Source organism: Bacillus cereus group sp. RP43, from assembly GCF_040459645.1.
GTDB classification, from domain to species: domain Bacteria; phylum Bacillota; class Bacilli; order Bacillales; family Bacillaceae_G; genus Bacillus_A; species Bacillus_A mycoides_C.
On sequence record NZ_JARVHQ010000002.1, the window covers coordinates 1 to 12,240 of the forward strand.

The window sequence follows — 12,240 nt, forward strand, 5'->3', positions numbered from 1 at the left end:
CTTAAATTTGAGTTAGAATACCTCTCTTTTTTTATACACTTCTATACAAAATTCCTAAAATATAATCAGTAATTCACAATTTCACTTTTCTTTTTTCTGAACATTCGTTCCATTACTGGCATTTAATCTACTAAAAATCGTAAATATATATATTAATTCAGTGGATATCTTAATAATATTGTCCAAATGTGTACAATAAAATAGCTCAAAGCTTTATATATAAACGTTTTATATATAAAGCTACTTAAAATCAGAATGTTTTTTGTTAATAATGTTGATTTACTGAATTATGTCTATAACTTACTTCTAAATGTTAATAAAATGTGGATTATTTTATAGCGTATGTGGAAATCATATTATTAATTTAAGCTAGACTACCATTAATCATATATACACTTTTACGCATCAAAATGATGCTGATTATATGTAGGTTAAGTAATTCAACTTTATGATATTTTGTATATTTAGAGCGACGTAAAACGCAATAAATACATTTCCAATAAGTGTTTTTTTCGATTTTTTATGGTTCTATAACTTTGCAGACACTGTTATTACTGAGTTTGTAGGCCATTTTTCATAAGTATAATAGTTTTATCTTTATATTCTTTTTATATAAAAGATATATATTATATTAGGTTTTAACGTACTGTCTGAAAAATGCGCATCTCTTGATTATCTAAAAGGTAAAAGTCTTTCACTAAGTAAAAAATAAATTTAAATACTTGAAGATATTGATGGTGTTATTTTACAAAAGATGTGTAATCAGTATGAAAAGGAAAATTAGCTCAAATAGAAGCACTATCAGTATGAACTAAAGGGAGGAGATGTATTAATTGCTCAGACAACAATTATACGCTGAGTTTATCCATATAGGCCTTAATTAGAAGAGACAATACAAATATCATCTTAAATGAACAAACAACTCGTGAGGAGTCGATAAAGCCTATATTAGAGTAAAAAGAAAACTTATTTTGTCGAACAAGTCTGTCTAAGATCAAAAACACTTTATGAATAAAGTGTTTGGTTTAGCTTCATGAGCTAGAAATTTACAGGATTCTTTTTATATATTTAGAATATGCTAAGCTTCCTGAAAAAATGACAAAAAATATAGAATACTATATTTAATAAATCTTGTTTTAGAAATTAAAATAAATAAAAACATTAGAATTAATTTTTGATCTTTCATACTTACTACAACAAGCTATTGAAGATTTAAGCTTAGTAAATTTCAAAGTTAATCCATTGGTAAATAAATGAACATTCAGTATCTATTAAATGTAATTTCTATAGTAGAGTTACCTGGAAACTGATAACAGTTCACAGAAAACGAGTACGGCTATTGAAGATTTTTGTGTTGAAAAATACTAAGATTCTAGAAAACTATAAGAGGACATGACAAATAACGGTTCTGGTGCAAAAACTTCAGGACAATTGCAATGAATCTATAAATCTTGGACATACTGTTACTATTACTTTAGAAAGTGTGCGTGATTGGTATGGAAAAGGAAAATGTATTCAAATGGAAGCATTATCAGCCTGATATTATTTTGTTAACGGTAAGATGGTACCTACGGTACAACCTCAGTTTTCGTGATTTGGTGGAAATGCTAGAAGAACGGGGTTTATCCATTTCTCATACAACGATTATGCGTTGGGTTCATCAGTATGGTCCTGAATTGGATAAACGAATCCGTCGTCACCTCAAACAAACAAATGATTCTTGGAGAGTCGATGAAACCTATATGAAAGTAAAAGGTCAATGGATGTATCTGTATCGTGCTGTTGATTCGAAAGGAAACACAATTGATTTTTTCCTAAACAAAACAAGAGACCAGAAGGCAGCAAAGCGCTTTTTCAAAAAAGCTTTGCGGTCTTTTCATGTTTCAAAGCACGTGTTATAACAGTCGATAAGAACCCGGCTTATCCTATAGCAATTGAACAGTTAAAAAAAGAAAAAAGCATACCTGATGGTATGCAACTTAGACAACAAAAGTACTTGAATAACATAGTAGAACAAGATCAGCGCTTTATAAAGAAGCGAATCCGTTCCATGCTAGGGTTCAAATGTTTTGACACAGCTACATCCATTCTTTCTGGAGTAGAAGCCATGCATATGATTAAAAAAGAACAGCTTAATTTACGGGACCAGTCTGTCCAAAATCAGAAAGAATTCATCCATCAATTGTTTGGACTTTCAGCATAAGATACGATTTCGTTAGGAATATATGCGCTTTATTCTCTTTTGTTTTATTTTTGCACCAGAACCAGTTTGTGTACAAATAAATTCCCGCCTCTTTCCTTTTTACTCTATGATTTAATATCTATAGATATATGACTTCTATAGTGCAGTATGCACAAGCAGAAAACATGATAAATATAAGATGTTTAAAGAAATAAAAGCTGACTAATTAAAATCAGCTAATCATTAAAGAAATAGTAGATATCAAATATAAATAATTTGTACATACTATCTCATGGTTAACAAGTTAATATTTGACTTATAATATTCTGCTTGTGTAAATTTTACTTTTCATACTGATTACGTTATCTAGAATATTAATATCAGTATGTCGAAGATTTAGAGGTTATATGCAAATGTTTACTAACCAACTTTGTTACTTTAGCTTTGCTCTATGAGTTTATTCGATGAAAGGATAGATATAATTCTATTTAGGACTTCTAATTCATCTTCACGAATAAAAAAGTGACCGCCTTCAAAAACGTGTTCTTCAAATTTTCCAGTTGTATGTCGTGACCACTCTTTTCTGAGATAGTAGACTGGGTGATCATTCTTCCCCGTAAATATATGCAAATCAGTTTTCGTTCTATCTGCAGGCTGGTATTCATAGTTAAAGACAGCTTTATAGTCACAATATAAGATCGGAATGAAAAGGTTGTACAAGTTGGAATCTTCAAAAATTGAGGTGGGAATATTTCCGTTTTGCGCCATTCTTTTAGCAAATTCATCAATTGGTAAAAGGTGAATGTTGCCTTTCAATTTAATATCAGGAGGTTGAAATCCTGAAACAATTAGGCTGTTCGGTTGCGGCAAATTCAATTCATTAATTTTTCGACAGAATTGGTATGCTAATAGTCCCCCCATACTGTGGCCAAATATAGCATACGGTCGCCCCTCGTTTAACATATGGGATGTTTTTTCGATAAGGTCTGTCACCATTTCGTCAACTGACTGCAATAAGGGTTCTTTGATTCTTTTTCCCCGGCCAGCTAATTCAAGAGGAATAACTTCCACTTGTTCCTTCAATTTTCTTTTCCACGGCAAGTAAATGGAGGCTGCAGATCCTCCTGCATAAGGTAAGCATAAAAGTCTCATTTTTTCCATGTTTTCACCTTCCTAATTTTTGATTACTAAATTGATTAACTTAAGTTTTAATCTATTTAAAGATTTATGAGGTATTTCTAGGTGAAAGTTATATAAACTCTTTTGTTAGACATTAAATGATTAGCTCATTTTGTAGAGAATTTACAAAGAGTCTATACAGATGCTGACTTGTTAATATGGTTACATCTTGGGCCAGTTGAGTGTTATAAGAACCCAGTGCCATTTTGTATTGAGGGTCTATGTTATATGTTTGGAAAAAAACCGATTTTTTTCCTGTTAAAGATTGATATTGGTTTTCTTTCGATTTTTCAAAAGTAAAAGAGTTAAGGGGTATGGAAAGCCCTTTTCCGATGGTCTTTATATAACTTTCCTTTAGTGTCCAAAGTTCATAAAATAAATTAGCTCTAGCCTCACCTTCTAGTTGCATTAGTTCTAAATATTCTCTTTGTAAAAAGAAGTTTTTAGCTACATTCATGTCAACTTTTCCAATTTCCTGTACATCAATTCCATTTTCCTTGTGATCTATTACAGCTACTACCCATTTCCCTGAATGTGAAAGGTTGAAAAAGGCGGGATCCTCCTCTATGTAAGGCTTCCCATATGTATTACATTGGAGTATTACCCTATCAGGCTTTATATTCAAATAATGACTAATCATATAGCGTATCAAGATTTCCCCAATTAGGGTTCTTTCTTTATCATCATCATGATGGAAAGACTGAATCCTATACTGTTTTTGCGAGCCTAAACATTCAAATAGATGTTGAAAATATTTTCTATCTAGATGATTACTAACATCCACTGCATATATTTTCAATTATTCACCTCCTTGTATACTCTATTTTAAGAAATATTTTTAAGTATTTTATCAAAGTTGATTACAGAGGATTTAATGTTTTGTCCTCATATTAATACAAAAAATAGTTGACGGAAAATTATTCACCCCCTAAAATTTTAAATGCATAGGGTTTCAATTAATCCCCTTAATCGGTAATTATTACAAAAACAATGAGGAAAGGAAAGATAATTTTTAAAATTTAAAAAATAAGAATACAAAATTATTTTTCTAGCAACAGACTAATGCGAATTTAATAACAGGTACCCTACCACTTTGTAACTAAGACTACGACTTCTATGTAAATGCATCTTTATCCGAATCTTTATAATTAAGAGATTATTGAAATAAAAGCACTTATAACGTTATCATTCTATTACAATGTCATATATCTATTCATGTTCTTAGGTAATACTTTCAACCATTAAAATTTCTTACTATCCATTAAGGAGGAAGCTTATCACCATGCTAAAAAATAAAATTAAGCCATTTTGTAACTCTGAGAATGGGACTTTAAAAGAGGTCTTATTATGTGCACCAACAAAATATAATGTCTTGGGATCCGAAGTGCCAGCTGTTGGATTTGTACATGATTTTATAGCTGAATTAGCACTTGAACAGCATCATCTTTTGAAAACGAAGTTAGAAAATTTTGGCTGTAAAGTACATGATGTAAGTAACGAGTCAAAGGATTCGTTGTGGGACAGGCTCGTGAATCGTATCTTCGTAAGGGATGTAGGAGCTGTATATGGTGACAAACTATTGATAGGAGTCTCAGGCAACGAAATTAGGCAAGCAGACTTCTTTTATACTCAGTCTGCTTTAGTGGATTGGTTTGATGCGGATCATACCTATTTTGTTCCTTCTTGTGTTTCATTAGAGTTTGGTGACTTTTTAATTGTTAGTCCGGAATGCGTTTTGATTAATACAGGACATCGTTCCAATAATAAAAAGGAATTGGCACTTTTTTTATTTGAGCTAGGAGTAGAAGAAGTTGGTTTTGTTTCTCTTCCTAGAACTATGGAATCCCTTCATCTAGATGTGGTATGTAACATTCTAGGCGAAAATTTATTTTTGGCTGCTCCATTCCTGAAATTTACTACTGTTTCGGTTTATAGAAATTCAAATGAGTCTGAAAAGTTGGAATTAAACACGATTGATGAGTTCGTAGGCCGTCACGGTTACTCTATTTATTGGCTTCCTGATAAAAACTACTTAATTGATTATACTAATTTTATTAACCTGGATAAAAATACGGCTTTAGTCAATGAGGAAGTAGTTTCGTTTTATCAAAGGCAGTTCACGGATATGAATTTTATAGGCGTTCAAGTAGATCATCTACAACACGGTGCGGGGAGTATTCGTTGTATGACTATGCCCTTTGTTAGAGATTCTGAATAATATATAATACACTATTCTATGAGATTTATATTAATAGAATTATGGAGTGTACACCTTTTTCTATACTACTGCCTTATATATATATTGATCTAAGAAAGGGTCTTTACCAATTATGGTAAAGATCTTTTTATTTTAGTGAAAACAAGCTGTCATATTGAGAAAATTTCGTCTTAACTTTCTGATTAAGAGACCAAAAAACAATAGATTTTCTCAATAGACGATAACTGAAAATTCTATTAATATAAAAATAGGATAAGGATATAGGACTACGATAACAGACAATCCTCTTTATAAACTTATAAGGAGGAGAAGAAGGAACTTAGTACACGCTAAGAAAGAAGTCAGTGTAGTGAAAGGTATAGGTTTTTTTTCAAAAATGAAAATGAATTATTTGATTATAAAGAAAGAAAGTGTTTTTTTATTGTTGAAACCGTCAAGGAAAAACAAGCTAACACGGTAATATTTATATGTAAAGAACAATCCTATGTAGATGTAAAAGGCTATAGAAAGCTGCCTTCAATAGGCACAGATTATATTTACTTTAAAGAAGACAAAGTGGGTGACGCAAAATGAAAAAATACGATGCTATTTTCATAGGAGCAGGCTTAGGAAGCCTTTCAGCTGCAGGGAAATTAGTGCATTCGGGAAAGAAAGTGTTGGTAATAGATCAGCATTATGTAATAGGAGGCTGTGCCAGCACGTTTAGAAGAAAGAAATTTATTTTTGATGCAGCCGTACACTTAATGGGTGGGTGTGAAGAAGGTGGATTAATTGAAAATTTCCTATCCAGCCTTGGGTTAAATCAGAAAATCAATTTTATTGAAATAAATCCAATGTACGTTGCAAGTATTGGGGAAGATAGGTACAGTATCCCCTCAAACCTTTATGAATTAGAAGAAAAGATGTGTGAATGGTTTCCAGACGAAAAGGAGGGAATCAAGCAGGTCATTTCCAAAATTATAAGAATTGGTGGACTTCTGCTTCAAGTAAGCTCAACCCAAACGCAGGAAGAGGTTGCTCGAAAAGAAATTATTAAAGAACTATCTGGCATTCGTAATGTTTCTTTTACGGAATTTTTAGAACGTTACTTAAATAATCCAAAAGCTATCGCAGTATTAAGTACATTGTTTTTATATGCTGGAGAATCGCCAGATAAATTATCCGCACAGTATATTATAAGTGTTCTCATGTCTTACCACAACGGTGCGTTTTATCCAAAAGGTAGCACACAAGCTTTTGCTAATCTCTTGGGAGACTATATTAAAGCGAACGGATCAGACATCGTTTTACGTAGGAAAGTTGAAAAAATTCGGATGTCTAACGGACAAGTAACCGGGATTATAGACCATAAAGGTAATGAATATTATTCCGATGTTATTGTATCAAACGCTGACATGAAAAGTACCTATATGGATTTGTTGGGAGAGGAGCATCTCTCTTCATTGTATAAAAAGAAATTTGAAAGATTGACACCATCATGCTCTGCTATTGTTTTGTATGCAGGAATAAAAGACGATGATAATTGGAGCAAGAATATACCACATGAACTATTTGTTTTTCCACAACATGTGCACCATAATCCTCATTATTTATATCATCCTCAAGAGAAGTCAGTTACACCAATGTCTATTTGCTGTCCAAGTCATGTTGATCCCAGTCTAGCACCTCCTGAACATGCAATAGTAACGGTCACAGCACTTTGTAATTACGATGAGATAGAAAATATTCGTTTAGAACGAGGTAAAGATTTTCTATTGGATGATTTCTTAAATCGAATCGAAATGCAACTTCCGGGCTTCAAGGAACGAATCGTCCTACATGAACTAGCTACACCTAGTACAATACTAAGATATACGCGAAACCAGAATGGAGCGATGTATGGGTGGAGTAAAGTGAAAGAGCAGCCATGGCTTGCAAAAATGGGTCCAAAATCTCCTGTAAAGGGGCTTTATTTTACAGGCCACTGGACAAATAATATACACGGCGTTTATGGAGTTATCAAGTCCGGTTTGATGACATCACAGCAAATTATTAATGACGTAGGCTAAAGTCCATAAATAAATGAATTAAAAGGAGAATATTTATGATCGAAGAAGCAGGTAACCATAATCCTTTATCACCAAATCAAGAGGATTTGTGGCGATCTCATTACTTATCGCAAAATCAGAACCATCTAAACATGTTTTCAGCCTGGATACTACCCGAAGACGCCAATATCAAAGTAATAAAGGAAGCCTTCCAAGGAGTTATGGATCAGTATGAAACTTTAAGGACAAATTACACATTAGTAGATGGACAACCTAAACAGTATATTCATCCTGAAAAGACTCTTGATTTTAAGTTTTATGATTTTTCCTTACTATCAAAAGAGGCATTTGATCAAAGATTAGCAGATGAAGCTCATGCACCTTTCGAACTGGAGAGAGGGGCGGTTATAAAGATTAGAATCTACCAAAATAGCTGTAATCAAAAGATTCTCCTTTTCATTGTCCATCATTTAGCAATCGATGGATGGTCCATTATGGTGATGATGAAAGAATTTGGACGAATGTATGATGAGCTATTGAGGGGAGAAAAACCAAAAATTCACGCATCCACGGGATACTATGCAGCTTTTGCTCGAGAGCAAAGACAAAAAAATAGGGGTGTTAGGAGTGAAAAGGAGCGGAGCTATTGGTCTGAGAGATTAGTAAACGGAGAGGGTATTCATCCTGTTAGCCTTCCGGCAAAGAATTCTTTACCGCATTCTTTTAACGGTGAATCTTCGTTTTTAGTTATTGACGAAATACTGAAAAGCAAATTGTTAGAAATAGCTAAAACAAATAACACAACTTTATATACTGTGTTATTAACAGGTTTTAAGCTCTTGTTACATAGATATAGCAACCAAAAGCATATATGGATAGCTACTCCTGTTTCGAGAAGAAATACCAAGATACTGAATCATGTAGGCTTCTATGCGAATACCTTATATATTGATGGTGATTTTGAAGAACATAATGTATTTACAGATCTTTTAAAGCAAGTTTCTGAGACACTCCAAGAGAGCATTGAAAACCAGGATATTTCCTTTTCTCAATTAACAAAACTTATGCAAGAAAACGGGCTGCATGATGCTCAAAACCACACCAATGTAATGTTCAGCTTTCAAAATATGAGAAGCATAACAAAGAACAATCTTGGTGCCGCTTTTCTAGGGATGGGAGGGGCAAAAGGGAAACTAGGTTCATTAGAAATTGAAGTCTACCCTCTTAACAGAAGCATTACCCAATTTGAAATAGAACTAGAAGGCGTGGAATATAACAAAGAATTACACTTTCGATGGCTTTACGACCCTGAGAAATATGACGCTGAACTTATTAATAGGTTTATCGGTCATTATCAACAATTGTTAAAACAAATTGCTAGAAATAACCAACTTAGAATAAGAGATTATATCCTTTTGCCGGAAAACGAAATAACAGAACAATTGACTATTCTAAACCGTTCTCAGTTGGTAAAAGAAAGCCAAGCCCCATTTATTATTAATGAAATTGAAAAGTGTGCGAAGAAGAATCCGGACGCAATAGCTGTGTCTATGGGCAGAGAATCATTGACATATGCTGAGCTTTTAAAGAAGTCTACGATGCTGGCTGCAAATTTGCAGATATTGGGTATTGCGCCGGAAGAAAGAATTGGGTTAGCGGTCAAGCAAGGAGTAGAAACAATTGCAGGGATCCTAGGAATTTTAAAAGCAGGAGCTGTATATGTTCCTTTAGATCTCAATTATCCAATGGAACGCATTAAATATATGATTAATGATGCAGGTATCTCGTATATATTAACCGACGAAAAGCTTAAACTCAATCAGTCAGAGGCTAAGGTAATTGAATTAAAAGATCTCTTTACTGAAACAGGTGAAATAGATAAACCGATTCTTCCTAAGCAGCTTGCCTATATTATCTACACCTCGGGTTCTACAGGTAGACCAAAAGGAGTCATGGTGACTCATGAAAATATTTATTATTCTATGATGGCCAGAAAAGAATCATTCGAATTTTCTGGTTGTTGCAACTTTCTTTTACTTTCATCCATTTCATTTGACAGTTCAATGGTAGGGATTTTCTGGACGTTGGCTGTTGGAGGGAAAATTGTTCTAACAGAGGTAAGTAAACGATTGGATGTCAAACAGCTCATAGAGATAATGGAGAATCAGCAAGTTACTCACATCTTAAGTGTACCATCGTTTGTTCAATTGCTGCTGAATCAAGCAAATAAAAAGCAAATTAGATATTTACAAACTGTAATTGTAGCTGGAGAGCAGTTCCCGCAAAGTTTACATTCTTTTCAGAATGAGCATTTTCCATCTCTTACTATGTTTAATGAATATGGCCCGACGGAAGGTACGGTTTGGGCTAGTTGTTATCAATTAGAAGATGGACAGCATTCGGTAGTACCAATTGGTTTTCCTTCTGCACACGCAAGGATATTTATACTTGATAGCTCATTAAATCTTGTACCGAAAGGGACAGTAGGAGAGATTTATATAGCAGGTCAAGGGATAACTCGCGGATATAATAATCAGCCGACAATGACAGCCGAACGCTTTATACCTAATCCATTTGGGAACGGAGACAGATTGTATAAAACTGGTGATTTGGCTAGATACAATGAAGATGGTAGTATCCAATTTTTAGGTAGGATGGATGGCCAAGTAAAAGTAAACGGTTTTCGTATTGAAGTGGCAGAGATTGAGGCTGCAATTGAAGGGCACCAAGAAGTTTTTAAATCAGTAGTATTAGTTAAACAAGAAAATAAAAAAGGGGCCCGACTGGTTGCTTATATTGCCACTTCATCTATAGATTTTTCAATAGGAGAACTGAAAGTGGAACTAACAGATAAGTTGCCTCATTATATGGTGCCACATCAATTTGTCGTTTTGCCTGAACTTCCATTGACTCAAAATGGAAAGGTGGATACAAAAAAACTGCAGGAAATGAAAAATGAAATTTCATCCAAGACGTTCACAGCTCCGAGAACAAGCCGTGAGATTGAACTTACTACTATTTTTCAAGAAGTATTGGGCGAATCAGTTGGGATAGAGGATAGTTTTTTTGAAATGGGTGGAGACTCTATACTTGCCATTCAAATTTCCTCCAAAGCTATGGAAAAAGGATGGAATTTAAAGCCAAAGGACATCTTTGATAAAAGGACCATTGCTAATATGGCCATTTGTATGGAAAAGGTTAAAGAACAACATTTGAAAAGAGGGAAAGCGGAAGGTGTAGTACCGTTAACACCAATTCAAGAATGGTTCTTTGAACAACAATTTTTATACCCTAATCATTGGAATCAGGCTCTTCGCCTGAAGGTCCGCCATTCTGTAACTTTTAATTTCTTTAAGCAGGCCATGGAATGTCTCGTGGAGACTCATGAGTCTTTGCAATTGAGATTTTCAAGGGGAGAAACGGGCTGGATACAGGAGTACATGAATGACAACCAATCCTTGGATGTGACGTACATAGACTTCAGTAAAACACAGGAACAAAATAAAAAGGTTATAGAATATGCAACGAATTTACAGAAATCTCTGGACATTACAAAAGGGCCACTGATATCGGCAGCTTACTTTAATATGGGGAATTACCTTGATAATGAAGTGGTCATTATCGCACACCATCTTGTTGTGGATATGGTTTCTTGGCAGATATTGCTGCAAGATTTAGATGTGCTCATGGATCAGCTTTTATCCGGACATGAATTGAAGCTTCTTCATGAAGCTACTTCCTATAAAGAATGGTCTAATTCTTTATCTAGTGTGCCTCAAGAGATACTAGATAAAGAGAAAAATTACTGGATTCAACAGAAAAGCATGAAATTCAATCACTTATCTCATTTAGAAAAAGGAACAGAAGGGACCAGGAAGCAACTAGAGAGCTTCTTAGATGAAAAGGAAACTAGAGGGCTCCTGAAAGAAGTACCTAAGTATTATGGGACGAAAGTAAACGAGACAGTTTTAGCCGCTATTGCTTTAGCATTGAAGAAGTTCACTCAAGATGATGGTGTTCTAATAGATATAGAATCACATGGTCGTAAGCCGTTTCAGCAAGAAATCGATCTTTCTAGAACTGTTGGATGGTTCACATCTGTTTATCCTGTGTTTTTAAGGGATTCTAATCTTTTAGCACCGGATGGAGACCTATTAAAGTATGTCAAAAATATAATACGAGAACTGCCGAACGAAGGTATTGGATATGGTATAGCTAGGTGGATAAACAAAAGTCCGGCCGTGATGTTTCCTGATGCATTATTCAGTTATAACTACTTGGGGAAAATTGATCAATCTTTCTTTCAGTCAGAGTTTTTCTCTTTTCATAGCTATCTCAGTGAAACAGTTAAAGACTATCGAGAAAAAAGAATTTATTTATTGGAATTTGAACCGTATATATTTAGAAACAGATTTTGTCTAAGAGTCAATTACAGCTCAGTTTTTTCAATGATAGAAATTCAAGGTCTTATAGATAACATTTTGGATAATATTAAAGCCCTCATCTCGTTTTGTTCTGAAACAGAAGAGGTAGGATTTGTAGCAAGTGATTTTCCAGAAGCGAAATTAGACCAAGAGTCTTTAGAAAAATTCTTATCAACTCTAAAACACAGTTAGAAGTAAGGAGCATCCTAA

5 protein-coding genes and 1 pseudogene are annotated in these 12,240 nt (G+C 34.0%); 4 read left to right on the forward strand and 2 right to left on the reverse strand.

The window, feature by feature from the left end:
• Positions 1-1,496 precede the first annotated feature (1,496 nt).
• Positions 1,497-2,203, forward strand: a pseudogene (locus QCI75_RS26805) (IS6 family transposase).
• Positions 2,204-2,620: 417 nt separating this feature from the next.
• Here QCI75_RS26805 and QCI75_RS26810 read toward each other — a convergent pair.
• Positions 2,621-3,343 carry a thioesterase II family protein gene (locus QCI75_RS26810; protein ID WP_353761591.1) on the reverse strand — a complete coding sequence of 241 codons (723 nt, stop codon included), beginning with the start codon at positions 3,341-3,343 and terminating at the stop codon, positions 2,621-2,623.
• Positions 3,344-3,455: 112 nt separating this feature from the next.
• Positions 3,456-4,160, reverse strand: coding sequence for a 4'-phosphopantetheinyl transferase family protein (locus QCI75_RS26815; protein WP_353761592.1), 705 nt, complete (start codon positions 4,158-4,160; stop codon positions 3,456-3,458).
• Between the two features lie 483 nt (positions 4,161-4,643).
• On the opposite strand from QCI75_RS26815, the gene QCI75_RS26820 reads away from it, so the two are divergent.
• The 3 genes from QCI75_RS26820 to QCI75_RS26830 all read left to right on the forward strand — a co-directional run bounded on the left by QCI75_RS26820 (position 4,644) and on the right by QCI75_RS26830 (position 12,222).
• Positions 4,644-5,579 (forward strand): arginine deiminase family protein, encoded by a 936-nt coding sequence (locus tag QCI75_RS26820; protein WP_353761593.1) that lies wholly within the window; start codon positions 4,644-4,646, stop codon positions 5,577-5,579.
• 569 nt (positions 5,580-6,148) lie between these two features.
• The gene (locus QCI75_RS26825) at positions 6,149-7,627 is read left to right on the forward strand and encodes a phytoene desaturase family protein (RefSeq protein WP_353761595.1); all 1,479 of its coding nucleotides are present in this window, start codon (positions 6,149-6,151) and stop codon (positions 7,625-7,627) included.
• Positions 7,628-7,662: 35 nt separating this feature from the next.
• The gene (locus QCI75_RS26830; protein WP_353761596.1) at positions 7,663-12,222 is read left to right on the forward strand and encodes an amino acid adenylation domain-containing protein; all 4,560 of its coding nucleotides are present in this window, start codon (positions 7,663-7,665) and stop codon (positions 12,220-12,222) included.
• Positions 12,223-12,240 lie beyond the last annotated feature (18 nt).

What these genes read in the sequence shown, in the direction of transcription:
- QCI75_RS26810 (WP_353761591.1), bottom strand. Translation starts at nt 3,343, where the DNA reads ATGGAAAAAATGAGACTTTTATGCTTACCTTATGCAGGAGGATCTGCA.
- QCI75_RS26820 (WP_353761593.1), top strand. Translation starts at nt 4,644, where the DNA reads ATGCTAAAAAATAAAATTAAGCCATTTTGTAACTCTGAGAATGGGACT.
- QCI75_RS26825 (WP_353761595.1), top strand. Translation starts at nt 6,149, where the DNA reads ATGAAAAAATACGATGCTATTTTCATAGGAGCAGGCTTAGGAAGCCTT.
- QCI75_RS26830 (WP_353761596.1), top strand. Translation starts at nt 7,663, where the DNA reads ATGATCGAAGAAGCAGGTAACCATAATCCTTTATCACCAAATCAAGAG.